General features: G+C 73.0%; 14 protein-coding genes and 2 pseudogenes. 8 read left to right on the top strand and 8 right to left on the bottom strand.

The window, feature by feature from the left end; all coding sequences use genetic code 11:
* Positions 1-150: 150 nt before the first annotated feature.
* Together ACWCPI_RS31270 and ACWCPI_RS31265 are read right to left on the bottom strand one after the other, a co-directional pair.
* Positions 151-1,105: pseudogene (locus tag ACWCPI_RS31270) on the bottom strand (rod shape-determining protein).
* The gene (locus ACWCPI_RS31265) at positions 1,102-1,419 is read right to left on the bottom strand and encodes a TraR/DksA family transcriptional regulator (RefSeq protein ID WP_451041314.1); all 318 of its coding nucleotides are present in this window, start codon (positions 1,417-1,419) and stop codon (positions 1,102-1,104) included. Before ACWCPI_RS31265 ends, ACWCPI_RS31270 begins: the two are co-directional and overlap by 4 nt.
* Between ACWCPI_RS31265 and ACWCPI_RS31260 the strand changes: the two are divergent.
* From ACWCPI_RS31260 to narJ, 6 genes and pseudogenes are all read left to right on the top strand, one after another.
* Positions 1,412-1,522 (top strand): annotated as a pseudogene (locus ACWCPI_RS31260) (LuxR C-terminal-related transcriptional regulator); the annotation flags it as partial. The gene ACWCPI_RS31265 and the pseudogene ACWCPI_RS31260 overlap by 8 nt on opposite strands.
* Before the next feature lie 335 nt (positions 1,523-1,857).
* Positions 1,858-2,721: a helix-turn-helix domain-containing protein gene (locus tag ACWCPI_RS31255; RefSeq protein WP_388808099.1), complete on the top strand. Its 864-nt coding sequence runs from the start codon at positions 1,858-1,860 to the stop codon at positions 2,719-2,721.
* A 77-nt stretch (positions 2,722-2,798) separates the two neighbouring features.
* On the top strand, positions 2,799-3,614 hold the full coding sequence (locus tag ACWCPI_RS31250; protein WP_451041313.1) for an SAM-dependent methyltransferase: 816 nt from the start codon (positions 2,799-2,801) through the stop codon (positions 3,612-3,614).
* An 84-nt stretch (positions 3,615-3,698) separates the two neighbouring features.
* On the top strand, positions 3,699-7,055 hold the full coding sequence (locus tag ACWCPI_RS31245; RefSeq protein ID WP_451041312.1) for a molybdopterin-dependent oxidoreductase: 3,357 nt from the start codon (positions 3,699-3,701) through the stop codon (positions 7,053-7,055).
* Positions 7,055-8,602 (top strand): nitrate reductase subunit beta, encoded by a 1,548-nt coding sequence (locus ACWCPI_RS31240; protein WP_451041311.1) that lies wholly within the window; start codon positions 7,055-7,057, stop codon positions 8,600-8,602. The genes ACWCPI_RS31245 and ACWCPI_RS31240 overlap by 1 nt, the downstream gene beginning before the upstream one ends.
* Positions 8,602-9,096, top strand: a complete 495-nt coding sequence (narJ, locus tag ACWCPI_RS31235) for a nitrate reductase molybdenum cofactor assembly chaperone (RefSeq protein WP_451041310.1) — start codon at positions 8,602-8,604, stop codon at positions 9,094-9,096. The genes ACWCPI_RS31240 and narJ overlap by 1 nt, the downstream gene beginning before the upstream one ends.
* A gap of 37 nt (positions 9,097-9,133) precedes the next feature.
* Here the strand turns inward: narJ and dnaK are convergent, their stop codons facing one another.
* From dnaK to ACWCPI_RS31205, 6 genes are all read right to left on the bottom strand, one after another.
* On the bottom strand, positions 9,134-11,014 hold the full coding sequence (dnaK, locus tag ACWCPI_RS31230; protein ID WP_451041309.1) for a molecular chaperone DnaK: 1,881 nt from the start codon (positions 11,012-11,014) through the stop codon (positions 9,134-9,136).
* 158 nt (positions 11,015-11,172) lie between these two features.
* Complete coding sequence (locus ACWCPI_RS31225; protein WP_451041308.1) at positions 11,173-11,601, bottom strand: OsmC family protein; 429 nt, start codon at positions 11,599-11,601, stop codon at positions 11,173-11,175.
* 72 nt (positions 11,602-11,673) lie between these two features.
* Entirely contained in the window at positions 11,674-13,482 is a 1,809-nt protein-coding gene (locus tag ACWCPI_RS31220; protein ID WP_451041307.1) for a vWA domain-containing protein, read from the bottom strand.
* Positions 13,479-14,540, bottom strand: coding sequence for an ATP-binding protein (locus ACWCPI_RS31215; RefSeq protein WP_451041306.1), 1,062 nt, complete (start codon positions 14,538-14,540; stop codon positions 13,479-13,481). The genes ACWCPI_RS31220 and ACWCPI_RS31215 overlap by 4 nt, the downstream gene beginning before the upstream one ends.
* Positions 14,541-14,619: 79 nt before the next feature.
* Positions 14,620-16,653, bottom strand: a complete 2,034-nt coding sequence (locus ACWCPI_RS31210) for a phage holin family protein (protein WP_451041419.1) — start codon at positions 16,651-16,653, stop codon at positions 14,620-14,622.
* A gap of 206 nt (positions 16,654-16,859) precedes the next feature.
* Positions 16,860-17,267, bottom strand: a complete 408-nt coding sequence (locus tag ACWCPI_RS31205) for a hypothetical protein (RefSeq protein WP_451041305.1) — start codon at positions 17,265-17,267, stop codon at positions 16,860-16,862.
* An 83-nt stretch (positions 17,268-17,350) separates the two neighbouring features.
* Between ACWCPI_RS31205 and ACWCPI_RS31200 the strand changes: the two genes are divergently transcribed.
* Entirely contained in the window at positions 17,351-18,124 is a 774-nt protein-coding gene (locus ACWCPI_RS31200) for an MBL fold metallo-hydrolase (protein ID WP_451041304.1), read from the top strand.
* Complete coding sequence (locus tag ACWCPI_RS31195) at positions 18,121-18,750, top strand: DedA family protein (protein WP_451041303.1); 630 nt, start codon at positions 18,121-18,123, stop codon at positions 18,748-18,750. The genes ACWCPI_RS31200 and ACWCPI_RS31195 overlap by 4 nt, the downstream gene beginning before the upstream one ends.
* The last annotated feature ends 107 nt before the right edge of the window (positions 18,751-18,857 follow it).

The following is an 18,857-nucleotide window of genomic DNA, read 5'->3' as shown; positions in this document are numbered from 1 at the left end:
GAGTGCGCCGCCCCGGAACCCGGTGCCCCAACGATCCCGCGCACCCGTGACGGGGTCGATTACCCGGGAGGTAATGCGGGCGACGACCCGGCAGCGGTGGCCGACGCCTCCGCACCGCACCCCAGGCAAGGCCCCGCGACGCCGGCGTGATCAATGCAGCTGGTGGGGGCAGGTGGCGGGCCGGACGGTACCGGACAGGGAGGGGTGGGCGCGGGCGGCGCGCAGCAGCGTGGCGGCACCGCGGACGGCAGCGGTGTGCGGCCGCGGGACCACGTACAGCGGTGCGTGCAGCCGGCCGACCAGGCGATGGGTGATCTCGGGACGCAAGGCGCCCCCGCCGGCCAGGAGTGCGCCGCGCCGCAGGGCGTCGGAGGTGAGCGAGGTGCGGTCCTGGCGGAGCATCGCGGTCGCGATCCTGCAGCTGCTGCCGCAGCATCGAGACCACCACGTCGGCGATCCGCTCCGGTTGCGTGCTCTCGTCCAGGTCACCCGTGCCCAGGGCGGCGCGGCGCGCGTCGGTGACGGCGCCGTCGCACAGCAGGACCACCTCGGTGAGCTGAGCACCGATGTCCACCACCAGCAACGGCCCCGACAGGTCCGCGTCGGCGGCCAGGGCGACGCACCGGGCGCCGGGTACGGTCAGGACGCCGCGCGGTCGCAGCACGTCCACCGCGGCCCGCGCCTGCGTACGGTAGGCGGCGCCGCCCAGGACGGGAACGGCGACGACCACCACGGGGCGGGTGATGCGGGGCAGGCGGGGGCCCAGCAGACGGTGCAGCATCCGGGCGCACCCCGGGGTGTCGACGATGGCTCCGCGTCGGACGGGGTACACCGCGCCGGTGCCGGGGTGGGGCGGGGCGGGTATGCCGCCCGCGCCGAGGTGGGGCAGGGCGGGCCCGCCGCCCGCGCCGGGGAGAGGCGGGGTGGGGCCGCCGTCGGAGCCGGGGAAGGTCACGGTGGGGACGTCGACGGTCACGCCCTTGCCGGCGATCCAGGCGCGGGTGCGTCCGCTGCCCATGTCGAGGGCGACGCCGCAGCAGCGCCGGCACACCGGCCGCATCCGGTGCCGGGCGGCGTCGGTGCGCGAAGGCCGGATGCCGGTCACCGGGCCGCCTCCCTGACCTGCTGGCAGCGGGCGCAGTAGCGGGCCTGCGGCACGATCATCAGCCGTTCCCGGTCGATGGCGCGCCGGCAGAGGTGACACAGGCCGTAGGAGCCCTCGTCCATACGGGCGAGGGCCGCCTCGACGTCGGTGAGGACCACCCGGGCCGAGGCGGCGAGCTTGACGTGGACCTCGATCTGCGAGGCGGCGCGCCGCCGGAGCCGGTCCTCGGCGCGGGCGGTGACGGGCCCGATGAGCTGCCGCACCTGCTCCTGGCGGAACAGACGCTGCTCGTGCAGGTTCTCGCGCAGCGTCAAGACGGTCCAGCGGCACCGCGCCAACCTGCTGAAGAAACTCGGGCTGCGCGACCGTCTGGAACTCACCCGGTACGCCATCCGCGCCGGCCTGGTCGAGCCCTGACCTGCCGGCCCGGGACCGCACACCACGACGAGAGGGGGCCGGTGCATGCACCGCACCGCGGTCACCGCCCCCTGAGGCAGCGGCCGGTCCCTCGCCGCCCCGGCGCCGGCGGCCGTCGTGCCGGCGCTGCTGAGCTCTCGCGCTCCGGCTCCGCCACCGCGGAACGCCAGGCGCCCGCCGGGGCCGCGGTCTCCTGCCACGGCCGTGAGGCAGGGGGCCCGCGCCGCCGTCGCACGGGCCCCGGCGGCAACGGGCCGTACCGGACGGCACGTTCGCACTTACGCGGGAACGTGGCACACTGCACCCGTACTTTCGGCGCGTAGGGGAGGCGTGGCGTGAGTGAGCGGCGGCCCGCGCCCACCGTGGGCCAGGTGGTGCTCGGTAAGCGCCTGCAGGAGCTGCGGGAGTCGGCGGGGCTGGGGCGTGACGAGGCGGCACGCGTGCTGCGGGTGGCCGCGGCGACCGTGCGGCGCATGGAGACGGCCGAGGTCGCGCTGAAGATCCCTTACGTGCAGGTGCTGCTGGAGACGTACGGCGTACCGCAGGACGAGGCGGCCGCGTTCGTCGACCTGGCGGAGGAGGCCAACCAGCCGGGCTGGTGGCAGCGGTTCCACGACGTGCTCCCGGACTGGTTCAGCCTGTACGTGAGTCTGGAGGGCGCCGCCCGCATCGTCCGCTCCTACGAGCCGCACTTCGTGCCGGGCCTGCTCCAGACGGAGGCCTACGCCCGTGCCGTGCTGGAGGCCGGGACGATCGGCCAGAGCGGGCCGGAGACCGTGGAGCGGCACGTGGCGCTGCGCATGCGGCGGCAGCGGCTTCTGGAGCGGCCCGACCCGCCCCACCTGTGGGTGATCATGGACGAGACGGTGCTGCTGCGTCCGGTGGCCGCCCGCGGCGAGGTGATGCGCGGCCAGCTGGACAAGCTGCTGGAGTTCGCCGAGCGCGACCGGGTCACCCTGCAGATCGCGGAGTTCGCCTCCGGGCCGCACCCGGGGACCTACGCCCCCTTCACGCTGTTCCGTTTCGCCGAGCCCGAACTGCCCGACATGGTCTACACCGAGTACCTCTCCGGCGCGCTGTACCTGGACTCCCGCAAGGAGGTCGCGGCGCATCTGGAGGTCCTCGACCACATGTCGACGGCCGCCGCGTCGGCCGAGCGCACGAAGAAGATCCTGCGGGAGCGCCGCGAGGACTTCTGACCGGTGTACGGCGACCCTTCCGGCCCCGGCCGGCGACCTGTGCACGACCGCGACGCATCCCGAGGAGAAGATTCCGCATGACCGGACCCGACGCCACGTCCACCCGCGTCGACACCAGCAGACCGCACCCGGCCCGTGTGTACGACTGGTGGCTGGGCGGCAAGGACAACTACCCGGTGGACGAGGAGCTGGCTCGCAGAATCCTCGCCGTGGACGGCACGGTGTTACGGGGAGCACGCGCCAACCGCCGGTTCATGCATCGGGCGGTGCGCACCGCCGCCGAGTCCGGGATACGCCAGTTCCTGGACATCGGCACGGGCATCCCCACCGAGCCCAACCTGCACCAGGTGGCGCAGGCCGTGGCACCGGAGTCCAAGGTCGTGTACGCGGACAACGACCCGATCGTGCTGCGGCACGCGGAGGCGCTGCTGCACGGGTCGGCGGAGGGCCGCACCGACTACGTGCAGGCGGACGTCCGTGACATCGACACCCTGCTGGGCCGGGCCCGGGAGTCCCTCGACCTCGCCGAACCGGTCGCCTTGTCGCTGGTCGCGCTCACCCACTACCTGAGCGACGACCCCGCGGGCGACGACGTGTACGGGCTGCTCCGCCAGTACGTCGCGGCGCTCGCCCCGGGCAGCTACCTGATCCTCTCCCAGGTCACCCCGGACCTGAGCCCCGAGGCCGTCGAGAAGGCCGCGAACCACTTCCGGCGCAGCGGCACCCCCTTCTTCCCCCGGTCGCTCGCCGCGTTCTCCCGCTTCTTCGACGGTCTGGAACTGCTCGGCCCCGGCGTGATCCCCGTGCACGGCTGGCGCCCCGAGCCGGTGGACGTGGCCGCCCAGGCCGAGGGCATCGTGCCCGTGTACGCGGGGGTCGCCCGCAAGGTCTGACCCGTACGGGTGCCGTGAAGGGGTGCGCTCCCGCGCTCCGCCCTAGGTTCGGGACCAGGGCCCTGGGCAAGCAAGGGAGCGCCTGTGACCGACACGCGAATACCGCCCGCTCCGCCCGCCGAGCCGGGCGCGGCGCTGCTGGAGGCCGGGAGGTTCTTCCGGCCCGGCACGCCCGCGCCCGGTCCGCACGGCGTCGAGCCGGCCGGCGGGCGGGAGGAGGACGCCCTCTCCTGGTCCACCTGCTCCCCCACGCGGGTCCGTCACCCGTACGTCCGCGGGGTGCTTCTGGAGTTGTACCGGGAGGCGAAGGAACGCCTGCGGGACCCCGTCCTGGCGTGGGCGGACATCCAGAACGACCCCGAGCGCCGCCGCCGCTACCAGCGGGCCCGCGGCAAGGCCGGTCTGGTCCGGGCGACTTGGGACGAGGCCGTCGAGCTGGTCGCGGCGGCATACGTGCACACCATCGGGAGCCACGGCCCCGACCGGATCGCCGGCTGCTTCCCCGCCTCCGCGATGTCGACGGTGTCGCACGCGGCGGGCGCCCGCTTCCACGCCCTCATCGGCGCGCCCGTGCTGTCGTTCCACGACGGGTACGCCGGCCTCCAAGTCGCCTCCTCGCAGGTGTTCGGCGACCACCCCGACCCGCCTGAGGCGGGTGACCGGTGGGACGCGGTGTATCTGATGATGTGGGGCTGCGACGTCCCGGTGACCCGTGCGCGGGACGCGCGGGGGGCGGCGGAGGCACGCTACCGGGGCCAGAAGGTCTTGGCCGTCGCCCCCGACCACGCCGACGGCGCCAGGTTCGCCGACGAGTGGCTGCACCCGCGACCCGGCACGGACGGCGCACTGGCCCTCGGCATGGGGCACGTCGTCCTCAAGGAGTTCTTCGTCGACCGCGAGACACCGTTCTTCACGGACTACGTACGGCGGTTCACCGATCTGCCGTTCCTGGTCACGCTGGAGGAGCGCGACGGCTCCTGCGTCCCGGGGAAGTTCCTGCGCGCCTCGGACCTCGGGCAGCGCGGCGAGAGCGCCGAGTGGAAGACGGTGGTGCTGGACGAGGTCTCGGGCCGGGCGGTCGTCCCGAACGGCTCGCTGGGCTTTCGCCGGACCAGGTCGGGCAACAGCCGGTGGAACCTCGAACTCGGCGACACGACACCGCGGTTGAGCCTGTACGGCAGTGAGGTCGCCGCCGGTGTGCAGGTGCTGCTGCCCCGTTTCGACACCGACGGCGGGGCGCCGGGCCAGGGGTGCGGAGCCGTCGTACGGCGGGGTGTCCCGGCGACGAGGCTCGGCGGCGTCGCCGGGCCGCTGGTCACCACGGTCTTCGACCTGCTGCTCGCCCAGTACGGCGTGGCGCGGCCGGGACTGCCGGGCCACTGGCCCAAGTCGTACGACGACGCCGACGCGCCCGGCACACCCGCCTGGCAGGAGGCCCACACGTCCGTCCCGGCGGCCACGTGCGTGCGGGTCGCACGGGAGTTCGCGCGGACGGCGGAGCGGTCGCGGGGCCGCTGCATGATTCTGACGGGCGCCGACACCAGCCGATGGTTCCACTCCGAGACGATCGTCCGGGCCTGTCTCGCCCTGCTCCAGCTGACCGGCTGCCAGGGCCGCAGCGGCGGCGGCTGGGCGCTATGCGGGGTCCGGGAGCAGTGCGCCCCGGGGCCCGGCTGGGCGACGCTCGCGTCCGCGTCGGACTGGTCCCGGCCGCCACGCCGGATGGCCGGCACGGCGTACTGGTTCCTCCACACCGACCAGTGGCGCCACGACCGGTGCGCGGCCGACGCGCTCGCCTCGCCGCTCGGTCGGGACCGCTTCCGGGGGATGACGGGCGCGGACTGCCTCGCCCTTTCGGTCCGGTCGGGGTGGCTGCCGTCGTATCCGACCTTCGACCGCAATCCGCTGGAGCTGGGCGAGGTGTTCGGTGACCAGGTGGCACGGGTGGTGGCCGAACTGCGCGCGAGAACGCTGAAGTTCGCCTGCGAGGACCCGGACGCGCCGCGGAACTGGCCGCGGGTGCTGACGCTGTGGCGGTCCGACCCGTTCGGCTCGTCGGCGCAGGGCGGCGAGCACGTCCACCGGGACCTGCTGGGCACGCAGTCGTCCCGGCGGGCCGAGGAGGCCGCCGGGGATGTCCCGCCGGGGGAGGCGACCCGGAGCGACGAGGCACCGGAGGGCAAGCTCGACCTGCTGCTGTCGCTGGACTTCCGGCAGACGTCGTCGACGCTGCTGTCGGACGTCGTCCTGCCCTCCGCCACCTGGGACGAGGGGCACGACCTGCCCGGTACGGACCCGGACCCCTTCGTGGACTCCCCCTCCCCGGCCGCGGATCCGCCCTCTCGGGGGCGCACCGACTTCGACGTGTTCAAGGCGCTGGCCGAGCGGCTCAGCGAACTGGCCGTCGGCCGTCTGGGGGTGCGCAAGGACCTGGTGGCGACTGCGCTCCAGCACGACACGCCGGACGAGACCGCCCAGCCGGGCGGCGTCGTCCTGGACTGGAAGCGCGGGGAGTGCGCGCCCGTGCCCGGCAGGACCCTGCCGAACCTGACCGTCGTGGAACGCGACTACACGGCGATCGGCGCCAGGTTCGCGGCGCTCGGCCCGCTGGTGGAGCAACTCGGTCTGTCCGCCGGGGGAAACACGCTTCGCCCCGACGAGGAGGTCGAGTTCCTACGGCGGTCCAACGGTGTCTCGGCCGACGGCCGCCCCCTGCTCGACTCGGCCGTGAAGGCCGCGAACAGCGTCCACGCCCTGTCCGGCACCTCGCCTCGGTGGTCGGGCAGCGAGCCGGGCGGCCGGCACCGCACCGACTGCGCCCACGACACCGGATGCCCGGAGCCCTGGCACACCCTCACCGGCCGCCAGCACTTCTTCCTGGACCACGACTGGATCCACGAGATCGGTGAGGCGCTCCCGGTCTACCGGCCACCGCTGGACCGGAGGCAACTGTTCGGCGAGCCGCGCCTCGCCCCGGACGGCCGACCGGAGGTGGCGGTGCGTCACCTCACGCCGCACGACAAGTGGGCGATCCACCAGGAGTACCAGGACCACCTGTTCATGCTCGCCCTGTCCCGGGGCGGGCGGGCCATCTGGATGTCCCCGCAGGACGCCGAGGCGATCGGCGTGGCCGACGACGACCGGGTGGAGGCGGTCACCCGCGACGGCGTGGTCGTCGCCCGGGCCGTCGTGGCGCACCGGATGCCGCACGGCACGGTCTACGTGCAGCACGCGCGCGAGCGCACCGCCGCCGCCCCGCGGACCGGGGCCACCGGCGGACACGGCGGCGTCCAGGACTCGCCGCCGCGCCTGCTCCTCAAGCCGTCCCATCTCGTCGGCGGCTACGCCCGGTTGTCCTGGGCGTTCCCCTGCCCGGGCCCGACGGGCGACCAGCGCGACGAGGTGACGGTGATCCGCCGCAGCCAGGAGGTCGAGTACTGATGCGTCCGACGGCCCAGATCGCGATGGTGATGAACCTCGACAAGTGCATCGGCTGCCACACCTGCTCGGTCACCTGCAAGCAGGCGTGGACCAACCGGCGGGGCATGGAACACATCTGGTTCAACAACGTCGAGACCCGCCCCGGAGCGGGCTACCCGCGCCGCTACGAGGATCAGGAACGATGGCGCGGCGGCTGGGAGCTGAACCGGCGCGGCGCGCTCCGGCTGAAGGCGGGCGGCCGGATCCGCAGGCGCGCCGGGATCTTCTCCCACCCCGAACTCCCGCAGCCCGAGGACTACTACGAGCCCTGGGCGTACGGCGGCGGGCACCTCACCGATCCCCCACCGGGCGACGACACCTGCGGCGCACCGGCCCAGGGCGACCCGGACCCGTTGGTCGAGCGCGCGCGCAGGCAGGTCTCGGACAAGGTGCGGTCGGAGTTCGAGCAGACGTTCATGTTCCATCTGCCGCGCATCTGCGAGCACTGCCTGAACCCGTCCTGCGTGGCCGCGTGCCCGTCGGGGGCGATGTACAAGCGGGCGCAGGACGGCATCGTCCTCGTCGACGAGGAACGGTGCCGGGGCCGGCGGATGTGCGTGACGGGATGCCCGTACAAGAAGGTGTACTTCGACGAGCGCACCGGCAAGGCCCAGAAGTGCACGCTGTGCCGGCCGCGCGTCGAGGCCGGGCTGCCGACGGTGTGCTCACAGACGTGCGTGGGCCGGCTGCGCTATCTCGGGGTGGTGCTGTACGACGCCGACAGGGTGACGGCGGCCGCGTCCGTGCGCGACGAGAAGGACCTGTACGAAGCCCAGTTGGGCGTGTTCCTCGACCCCCACGACCGTGCCGTGCAGCGCGCCGCCGACGAGGCGGGGATCCCGTACGACTGGATGGAGGCGGCCCGCCGATCCCCCGTGCACGCGCTGATCAGCAGGTACCGCGTGGCGCTCCCGCTGCATCCGGAGTACCGCACGATGCCGATGGTCTGGTACATCCCGCCGCTGTCCCCGGTGGTGGACGCGCTGACGGAGACCGGGCACGACGGTGAGGACGCCCAGAACCTCTTCGGCGCGATCGACAGCCTGCGCATCCCCCTGGAGTACCTGGCGGAGCTGTTCACGGCCGGTGACGTCGGGCCGGTGCGGGCCTCGCTGTCGAAGCTCGCCGCGATGCGCTCCCACATGCGGGCGATCAACCTCGGTGAGGAGCCCGATCTCTCCGTGTCGGCCGCGGTCGGCATGGGGGTGCACGAGATCGAGGAGATGTACCGGCTGCTGGCACTCGCCGCGGACGAGGACCGGTACGTGATCCCGACGGCCGCCGTCGGGGACGCCCGGCGGCTGGAGGAGTCGGCGCTGCCGCAAGGGTGCAGCCTCGACTACTACGGCGGGCCGGGGATGGGCGGGGACGGCCCCTCCGGGCAGGACTCGGGGCGCACGCTGCTGCCGCTGATGCCGGTGGAGAACTTCCACGCCCTGCGTCGGCGACGGACCGCCGACGAGACGGACCCCGCCGTGACCCGCACAGCCGAGACCGAGGAGGCCTGATGCCCTCCTTCGAGGTGCTCTACCAGGCGGCCGCGCTCTGCCTGACCTATCCCGACGACGACTTCCGCGCCAGGCTGCCGCTGCTGCGCGAAGCCGCCCCGCAGCTGCGGGAGTTCACCGACCACGCGGCCGTCACCGCGCCCGGTGAACTGGCCGCGCACTACGTCGAGGTCTTCGACCTGGACGATCGTCACAGCCTGTACCTGAGCTGGTGGACCGACGGGAACACCCGGCTGCGCGGCCTGTCGCGGCTCCGCTTCGAGGACGTCTACCGCGCGTACGGCCTGGAACTCACCGGCGAGGAACTGCCCGACTTCCTGCCAGCGGTCCTGGAGTTCGCGGCCCGCACCGGCGACCTCGACCTCCTGCTGGAGCACCGCGACGCGCTGGAGCGACTGCGCTCCCGACTCACCGGCTTCGGCACGCCGTACGCGACCGTCCTGGACGCCGTGTGCGCCACGCTGCCGACCGCACACCCGGGAGCGCGCTCATGACCACGCTCTGCTCGGCGTGCTGCCGTACCTCACCTTCCTAGGCGGCTCCGCCCTTGGTGTCCTTGTCGTCGTCGACGATCTCCGCGTCCACCACGCCCTCGTCGTCCTGCGCCGATGTCTGTTCCGGGCCGGGGTGCGTGCCGGTGCCGGCGTCGGTCGGGGTCTGCTGGGACTGGGCGTACATCGCCTGGCCCATCTTCTGGCTGACCTCGGCGAGTTTGTCGATGCCGGTGCGCAGGGTGTTCGTCTCGGCGTTCTGCTCCAGCTGCCGCTTCAGGTCGGTGATCGCCGACTCGACCTCGGCCCTGATGTCGGCGGGGACCTTGTCCTCGTTGTCACGCAGGAACTTCTCGGTCTGGTACACGAGTTGCTCGCCCTGGTTGCGGGTCTCGGCGGCCTCGCGGCGGCGGTGGTCCTCCTCGGCGTACTGTTCCGCCTCCCGCATCATCCGGTCGATGTCGTCCTTGGGCAGCGCCGAGCCGCCGGTGACCGTCATCTTCTGTTCGCGGCCCGTGGCCAGGTCCTTGGCGGAGACGTGCATGATCCCGTTGGCGTCGATGTCGAAGGCCACCTCGATCTGCGGGACGCCGCGCGGCGCGGGGGGCAGCCCGGTGAGGTCGAAGACGCCGAGCTTCTTGTTGTACGCGGCGATCTCACGTTCGCCCTGGTAGACCTGGATGCCGACGGACGGCTGGTTGTCGGCGGCCGTCGTGAAGATCTCCGAGCGGCGGGTGGGGATCGTGGTGTTGCGCTCGATGAGCTTCGTCATGATGCCGCCCTTGGTCTCGATGCCCAGGGACAGCGGGGTGACGTCGAGCAGCAGGACGTCCTTGACGTCGCCGCGGATGACGCCCGCCTGGAGCGCCGCGCCGACGGCCACGACCTCGTCGGGGTTGACGCCCTTGTGCGGGTCCTTGCCGGTGAGTTCCTTGACGAGGTCGGTGACGGCGGGCATCCGGGTGGAGCCGCCGACGAGGATCACGTGGTCGACCGCGGAGAGCTTGATGCCGGCGTCCTTGACCGCCTGGTGGAAGGGGGTCTTGCAGCGGTCGAGGAGGTCCGCGGTGAGTTCCTGGAACTGGGCGCGGGTCATCTTCTCGTCGAGGTGGAGCGGGCCCTCGGCGGAGGCGGTGATGTAGGGGAGGTTGATGGTGGTCTCGGAGGAGCTGGACAGCTCGATCTTGGCCTTCTCGGCGCCCTCGCGCAGCCGCTGCAGCGCCATCTTGTCGCCCGCGAGGTCGATGCCGTACTGGCCCTTGAACTTCTTCACCAGGTGCTCGACGATCCGCTGGTCCCAGTCGTCGCCGCCCAGGTGTGTGTCACCGTTGGTCGCCTTGACCTCGATGACGCCGTCGCCGATCTCCAGCAGCGAGACGTCGAAGGTGCCGCCGCCGAGGTCGAAGACCAGCACGGTCTGCTCCTCGCCGCGGTCGAGGCCGTAGGCGAGGGCGGCGGCCGTGGGCTCGTTGATGATCCTGAGGACCTTCAGGCCCGCGACCTCACCGGCCTCCTTGGTGGCCTGCCGCTGGGCGTCGTCGAAGTACGCGGGGACGGTGATCACCGCGTCGGTGACGTCCTCGCCGAGGTAGGACTCGGCGTCCCGCTTCAGCTTCTGCAGCACCCGGGCGGACAGTTCCTGCGCCCGGTAGCGGGTGCCGTCGATGTCGCCCTGGTCCGGGAAGCGCCAGCTCGCGTCGCCCATGTGCCGCTTCACGGAGCGGGCGGTGCGCTCGACGTTGGTCACCGCCTGCCGCTTGGCGACCTCACCCACGAGGACCTCGCCGTTCTTGGCGAAGGCCACGACCGACGGTGTGGTCCTGGCTCCCTCGGCGTTGGCGACCACCGTGGGTTCCCCGCCCTCCAGGACGGCCACCACCGAGTTCGTCGTCCCCAGATCGATCCCGACCGCGCGTGCCATCGCTGTCCCCTTCCGCCAGGGCGCCCCTTGGACTCCAGCACAAAACCCGAGCGGGTTCTTGTCAATGGGACGAGTGACCTGGCGGGCGGGTGCCAAACGGGGGCTGAGCGGCCGCTCAGCCCCCGGTCCCGCGCCCTGGAAGAGGGGCGGGGAGCGGTTCAGCCCAGCTTGGCCGACAGCGTGATCGGAACCGCCTTCAGCGCCTGGCTGACCGGGCATTTGACCTTGGCGTCCTCGGCCCTGGCCTGGAAGTCCTCCTCCGAGATGCCCGGGATCGTGGCCTCGACGGTGAGGTGGATCCCGGTGATGCCCTCGCCGGGCTGGAAGGTCACGTCGGCGGAGGTGGTCAGCTTGGTCGGCGGGGTGCCGGCGTTGTCGAGGATGTTCGAGAACGCCATGGAGTAGCAGCTGGAGTGGGCGGCGGCGATGAGCTCCTCCGGGCTGGTCCTGCCGTTCGCCTCCTCGGCGCGCGACGCCCACGTCACCGGCTGCTGGGCGATGCTGCCGGAGGAGTCGAAGGAGACGACGCCGTTGCCCTGGAACAGGTTGCCTTCCCACACGGTGTGTGCGGAGCGCGTGGTTGCCACGATGAATCCCTTCGACATACCTACGGTGGTCCCGTGTTCGGGCCCGTGTCCCCCATCCGATCACACTCGCCCTCATTGCACCCGGAAGACCGGTCCACGGGGGGTGAACGGCAGGCTACGACCCCGCGGTACCAGATAGGCGTGCTCGCGCCGCACCCGCAGGACGTCGCACCAGCCGTCCGTGATGACCAGCACCGGCGCGCCCGGCGGGAAGTCGTCGGCGCGCTGCAGCAGGTCGATCCCGGGCTGCAGGACCGTGCCGCCCCGCCCGTGCACCCGTACCCGCCCCGCGATCTCGGTCACCGGCACGTACCCGGCGTCGTGCGGCGCCGCGTCGCAGAACACCACCCGCGCCGCCGGTACGTCCCGGGCGGCCGCGTAGGAGGCGATGGCGCCCAGTGCCTTGCCGAGCAGCACCCGGTCCATGGAGCCGGAGGTGTCCAGGACGACGCCGAAGGTGCAGCGGGCGATCTCCTCGGGCGGGTACCAGCGGCCCGCCCGCGGGATGTCGGGCGTGGACGCCTGGCGGCGCGCGGGGCGGGCGTAGGAGCGCAGCGGCTCAGGGCGCGGCACGAACTCGTCGAACCAGCGGGCCAGCCGGGCGTCCCAGGGCAGCGGTGGATGGCTGAGGGCGCGGATCTCCTGGACCAGGCCGCCGGGGAGGAAGCCGCGCTCCTGCTGCTGGTGCAGGTCCAGGCCGTGCGAGAGGCCGCGGCGGTAGAACCCGTCGAGGTCGCACGTGTCGCCGGGCGGGCCGAGCGGCGCGCCGAGGACGTCACCGACGCCCTTGCCGCGCAGGGTGGCCAGCCGGCGGATCCGGCGCAGGTCACCGGCGATCCGGTCGTACACCTCCTCGGCGGACAGCCCGGCGAACTGCGCGTCGTACAGCAGCCCTTGGGGCATCTCGCCGACCTGCATCTCGCGCAGCCAGCCGTTGATGACGTAGTCGCAGGCGACGTTGAACAGGTACGGGTCGCGGCCGCCGCAGCGGTCGCCGTGCCGCAGGGCGGCGTGCAGCATCTCGTGGGCGAGGATGAACCGCCACTCCTCGTCCTCGAACGTCCGCAGCGGGTTGATGTAGATCTCGCCGGCCTCCGCGTCGACGGCGGCGACGGCGATGCCGTGCGCGCGGGCGAGTTCGGCATCGGCGACCAGCTTGATGCCGGCCGCGATGCCGCCGAGCAGCGGGTAGGAGGTGATGAACCACTCCAGCGCCCACTGCCAGGGCCGCTTCTTGACCGGCTCGCCGTCCATGGCGTCGCGGCGGCCGCCCGCCATGTCCATCGCGGTGGAGACGGTGCGGGTCAGCGCGTTGGCGAAGGCCAGCTGGTGGTCCGGGGGCTGCCCGTACCAGCCGCGCCATTCCACGAGAAGCTGGTCGGGCTCGGCTCCGGCGGTGCCGCAGCGCTCGTACACGGCCGGGAGCCCGCCCCGCCGCCAGTGCGCGGCGAGTCGCTCCTCGTCACCGTCCGGGTAGGTCAGCGGATGGTCGTCCGGGGGACGGCCCAGCGGGAAGGACAGCAGGAAGCGGTTGACGACCACGCAGCGCGCCGCGAGGTCGTACCGGTCGGGCTGCTCGCGCTCCCCCTTCGCCGCCGGGACGTGGCCGAAGCCGAGGTGGAGGACGGCGTGCGCGATCGACCACGCCCAGACGGCGGGATCGGCGACGCGGGCGGGGTGGGCGTGCAGGGTGCCGCTGGAGGAGACGCGGACGAGTCCGTCCCGGGGTGCCGTGTCGCACTTCTCGTCGCGGCAGACGCTGAACTCGACGGCGCCGAGCGCGGGGTTGGCCCGTACCAGCCGCATGCCCTCGGCGAACGCCTCGGCCGCGACATCCCGCTTCTTCTTCGCGGGAGACCGGTTGGCGGGAGTGCGGCTCATCGACGCGCCTGAACCAGCCGCGGCATGTCCCGGGCCGCCTCCACCAGGAACCAGGACGGCAGGACGGGGTTGCCGTCGGCGTCGGAGGCGATGACGCTCTGGGCGACCTCGACGGAGATCTCCGCGAGCTGCACCAGCAGCGACTTGGCCCGGTACGCGGTCTGCCGGCCGCTCGCCGACATGTGCTCCTTGCTGACGGGCAGTTCCTTCACGAGGCGCCCGCGGAAGGACTCGGCGAGGTAGTACAGCAGGTCGCGGTCCTCCGTGCGGTGCGGCCAGCGGGCGTCGCCCTTGAGGATCGCCTCGATGCCGAACCGGCTGCGCACGATCTTGACGTAACCGCAGAACGCGGTGGCGTGCGTCGGCGTCAGCGTGCCGTGCGCGATCACCTTCAGCGTCTCCTCGTCGAGGTCGCGGCCGAAGGAGTGCAGGGCGTCGGAGAGCATGTGCCAGGAACGGGGCGTGGAGAACGGCTCCTCGGTCTTCGGCGGCTTGGACCACAGGTGGTCGGGCCGGTCGGTGAGGTGGTCCAGGATCCAGGGGTGGATGCCGTTGTTCCCGGCCCAGGTCAGCCAGTCCTTGGGGGACGCCTCCAGATGGACGTGGGTGAGGCGGTTGACCAGCGCGGAGGCGATGGGGCGGGCGAGGGCGTTGTCGGTCGCGCGGTTGCCCGCGCCGACGACGATCGACCCCTTGGGCAGTTCGTAGCTGCCGATACGGCGGTCCAGGATCAGCGAGTAGAACGCCTTCTGCACGTCCGGGGTGGCCGCGTTCAGCTCGTCCAGGAACAGGCAGTACGGCTCGTCGCGGGCGATGGCCTCCGGCGGGCAGAACACCGAGCGGCCGTCGCGGATCTGCGGGACGCCGATCAGGTCCTCCGGGGCGAGCTGGGTGCCGAGCAGGCTCACGCACTCCAGCCCCAGCGACTCGGCGAAGTCCCTGACCAGGGAGGACTTTCCGATGCCGGGGGCGCCCCAGAGGAAGACCGGCCGCACGGTGGCGAGGCCGAGGAGGAGTTCGGGGACACGGGCGGGCGTGACGGTGACGGCTGCCTGCAAGGCAGGGGCTCCTTGGGGGTGTTCGAGGGGGTTCGACTCGAACAGTGTGTGCCCCGGGCCTCGGGGACGCAGCCGATTTTCAGGCGGCCCGCTCCTGCGGTTCCGTCGCCACCGGCACCTGGGGCCCGTTCGACTCGTGCAACCAGCGCCGCAGCACACGGTGGACGTGCTCGGCCCCGGCGAGATCCTCCCCGTCGTCGACCGGCGCGGACAGGGCGAGCGGTGACAGCAGGAACGGCTTGCCCTGCGCGCCGCCGAGTCCGCCGTGCGAGCCGATCTGCTCCTCGAAGGCGAGGACCTCGCCGTCGGCCGGGTCGTGCGCGGAGTTGACCATGATGTCGGCGGCGTTGGTGAAGGAGTGCGTACGCCGTACGGCGTCGGCGGCGCCCGGACCGAACAGCTTCAGCGGCCCCGGATCCTCCTCCAGTCGGTCCAGCGGGATCTCCGCGCCGTACGCGCCGAGCACGACACCGCCGTGCCGCTCGCTGCGTACCAGGAGGAAGCCGACGCCGGGATGGTTGGCGAGGGTGCCGAGCAGGGCCGGGTGGCGGGCGTCGATCTCCTCCTTGGTCATCCGGTGCGGCACGTCCGGGAAGGAGACCAGGCCGAGGTTGCCGGAGGCCAGCACGATCGGCTCGGAGCGGCGGCCCTGCAGTCGGTACTGGTCGCCGCCCTCCTCGACGGGCCGGTGCAGGGCGGCCCGTACGGCCGCGCGGGCCTCGGCGCCGCTGCGGGTGCGCCGCGCCCTGCGGGGCACGGGCAGCCCGCAGCCGGCTCGCACCAGGTCGCCCAGGCCGAGACCGTAGCGGGCACGGAAGGTCTCGCCGGGGCTCTGGCCGTGGTCGGAGAGCACGACGATCCGGTACGGCCGGGGCGCGTGCTCGACGACGTTCTCGATCGACGCGAGCGCCCGGTCGAGGCGTTCGAGGACCTTCTGGGCGTCGCGGCTGAACGGACCGGAGTGGTGGGCCACCTCGTCGTACGCCACGAGGTCGGCGTAGACGGCGGCACGTCCGGCGAGCATGTCACCCATCACCGCGGCGACGACGACATCCCGCTCGACGACGGTCGCGAAGGCCCGCACGAGGGGGTACAGGCCGCCCCGGGAGACGCGTGGGCGGACCTTGCGGGCGCGGGCCAGGGTGGACTGGCCGATCTCGCGGCCGACCTCGGCGGTGAAGGACAGGGCGGTGCGCACGGCGTTGGCCGGGTCGGAGAAGTAGGCGAAGTAACCGGCCCGGGAGCGGTTCTCGCGGCTGCGGCGCCTGGTGGCGATGGACAGCACGAGTGCCTGCTCGCCGGCGCCGCCGCTGAAGAGGTTGCCGCGGCTGGCTCCGTCGGCGCCGAGCAGCCCGGGGTCACCGGTGCGGTCGACGGCGCGGCGCTGGAGCTCGGCGGCACTGGTGGGCCGGTTGCAGACCATGACCTCGCGGGCCGCCTTCTCGTACCAGCGGAAGGCGGGGACGTCGTGGTTGCTGCCGTGCAGGATGCCGAGCTGACTGGCGCCGGTCTGGCTGGACCAGTCGGTGCGCCACGGGGTGAGCCGGTGGGTGGGCCGTGCGCCGCCGGTGCCGGGGGTGTCGCCGAGCCAGCGGGCGACGGTGGGCATCAGACCCTTGCCGACGGCGTCCAGGAGGACGTCGTGGCCGACGCCGTCGAGCTGGACGAAGACGGTCCCGGGACTCGACGGGCCGGGCGGCAGGGCTCTGCGGCGGCGGTCGGCGAGACGGTACAGGCGGCGCCGGTAGGTGTCGTCGTCCCGCACGGCGAGGGCGGCTCCGGTGGCGGAGGCGACTGCGGACATCACGGCGGCGACGATGACGGCGGTCTCCGGGGCCGCCGCGCTGTCCCCGGAGGGGACCAGGCTGAGGGCGACGATGAGGAGCGAGCCGTTGAGGAAGAACACCAGCAGGCCGAGCACGAGGGCGGGCACCAGCAGCAGGAGCCGGACGAGCAGCGGCCACACCAGCGCGGACAGCAGACCGAAGGCGCCGGCGCCGAGGGCCGCGGTGACCGCGAGATCGGTGGCGCTGTCGTCGTCGGCCGACTGGAGCTGGAAGTCGGGCAGGATCCCGGCGAGCACCAGCATGGTCACGGTGGAGACGGCCCACACGGCGACGCTCCGCCCGATCTGACTGGCGACCCGCCGCCACCGCCCCTCTCGCACGCCCAGCCCACCTCACGTCCCGGCTCACCGCCACGCGCAGACCTCTGCGCACCCCACCCTGTCACAACGGGGTGCGCGCCCGACCGGTTCCCTTTGTCCCCTCGGATCCGGGCCCGCCCGCGCGAGTCCGCGGGGACCGCCGGCCGGGCTCGTCAGCGCCCGTCGTAACCGGCGGTCGGCATCGACAGCCTCCGGTGCACCCGGGCCTTCATCTGCGCGTCGTACAGCGGCTCCGCGTGCCCCACCGTCTCCACGCGGACCCCGCGCCGCGCGCACTCCGCGGTGAACTCCTCGACGGACGACAGCGCGCTGCCAAGCACTCTGCGGCTGGGGGCCACGAACAGGTCGAGGCCGGGGCGCACGCCCTCCCACAGGATGCTGTGGTCCGTCCGCAGCGCGCGCACCAGGAGCTCGCGCGCGACGACGTACCCGTGTTCGGCGGCCCACCGGGCGCACATCGCGTGCTGGCTGCGGGAGTCCACCAGGAAGGGGTCGGCGTCCAGCTCTTCGAGCGGCGTCAGACTGGCGATCGCCGTCACGCGCACTACGGATGACCCCATGGCGTCCCCCTCACCTCCGGGTTTCGCCGCCGACCCTACTCCAGCCCGTACGCTTCGGGGAGTCGCGCGAAGGAGGCAAAGAAGTGCCGGTGGAGATCACCTGGTGGGGGCACGCCACCTGCACGGTCGCCGACTCGAACGTACGCGTCCTGACCGACCCCCTGTTCGCACGCCGGCTCGCGCATCTGCGCCGCCGCCGGGGCGCGGTGCCTCCGCCGGGCGCCTGGCGCGCGCAGGTCGCCGTGGTCTCCCATCTGCACGCCGACCACCTGCACGTGCCGTCCCTGGCCAGGCTGGAGCAGGGCACGCGCCTGCTCGTGCCCCGGGGCGCGCTCCGCTCGGTGCCGGCGCTGCGCCGGCTCACACATCTGCGGATCACGGAGATGGCGCCCGGGGACGTGGCGCCGGTGGCCGATCTGACCGTTCGGGCCGTGCCCGCGCGGCACGACGGGCGCCGGCTTCCCGTCGGTCCGCGCCGCTCCCCCGCCCTCGGATACGTCATCGAGGGCGAGGCACGTACGTATTTCGCCGGTGACACCGGCCTGTTCGAGTCGATGGCGAAGGAGGTCGGTCCGGTCGACGTGACGCTGCTGCCGGTGGGCGGCTGGGGACCGTATCTCGGTGACGGCCACCTGGACGCGGGGCGTGCGGCCGAGGCGCTCGCCCGGCTCGCGCCGCGCAGTGCGGTGCCGGTGCACTACGGCACGTACTGGCCGATCGGCATGGACGCCGTGCGCCCCCATGAGTTCCACGCTCCCGGTGACGAGTTCGCGCGGCTCGCGGCGGAGCGCGCGCCCGGCGTGTCGGTGCACCGGCTGGCGCACGGGGAGAGCGTGCGTCCGGAGGTGAGCCGGTGACGGTGCTGGCGGTCACCACGACGGTGCTGCCGACCGAGTCCACGCAGCAGGCGCTCGGCTATCCGTCGCTGTTCCTGCTGGTGCTGATCGGGGCGCTGGTGCCGGTCGTGCCGACGGGGGCGCTGGTGAGTTCGGCGGCGGTGGTGGCCTTCCACCAGACGGCACCGTTCTCGCTGGCACTGGTGTTCGTGACGGCGTCGACGGCCGCCTTCCTCGGCGATGTGACGCTGTACTGGCTGGGGCGGCGCGGGATGGGCTCGAAGAACGGCTCGCGCTGGCTGGAGGCGATCCGCTCGCGCGCCCCCGAGGACCGGCTCGCGCAGGCCCAGCGCAAGCTCGCCGACCACGACGTGGCCGTGCTGGTGCTGTCGCGGTTGGTGCCGGCCGGCCGGCTTCCGGTGATGCTGGCCTGCCTGCTGGCGAAGTGGCCGATGCGGCGCTTCGCCCGCGGCAACCTTCCCGCCTGCCTGGCCTGGGCGGTGACGTACCAGTTGATCGGGATCCTCGGGGGCTCGCTGTTCGACGAGCCCTGGCAGGGCGTGGTCGCGGCGATCCTGTTGACCGTGCTGGTCAGCGCGGCACCGACGGTGTGGCGGTGGCTGCGCGGGGCGGGTGGCGCCCACTGACGCGGGTACGGGCCGCTAGGTCGTGTCCGCAAAGTCCCGTCGTCCGCCCGGAGGGCGGGCCCCGCGGCGTATGGTGCGTGCTCTCGGCGTGCCGGGCGGAAGCCCTC

The sequence above is a fragment of the Streptomyces sp. NPDC001920 genome, from assembly GCF_053594495.1.
Note: the sequence above shows the minus strand (reverse complement) of the source record. Positions and strands in the feature narration are given on the sequence as shown.

Coding starts and splice junctions, on each gene's coding strand:
- ACWCPI_RS31250 (WP_451041313.1), top strand. CDS start 2,799: ATGACCGGACCCGACGCCACGTCCACCCGCGTCGACACCAGCAGACCG.
- ACWCPI_RS31240 (WP_451041311.1), top strand. CDS start 7,055: ATGCGTCCGACGGCCCAGATCGCGATGGTGATGAACCTCGACAAGTGC.
- narJ (WP_451041310.1), top strand. CDS start 8,602: ATGCCCTCCTTCGAGGTGCTCTACCAGGCGGCCGCGCTCTGCCTGACC.
- dnaK (WP_451041309.1), bottom strand. CDS start 11,014: ATGGCACGCGCGGTCGGGATCGATCTGGGGACGACGAACTCGGTGGTG.
- ACWCPI_RS31220 (WP_451041307.1), bottom strand. CDS start 13,482: ATGAGCCGCACTCCCGCCAACCGGTCTCCCGCGAAGAAGAAGCGGGAT.
- ACWCPI_RS31205 (WP_451041305.1), bottom strand. CDS start 17,267: ATGGGGTCATCCGTAGTGCGCGTGACGGCGATCGCCAGTCTGACGCCG.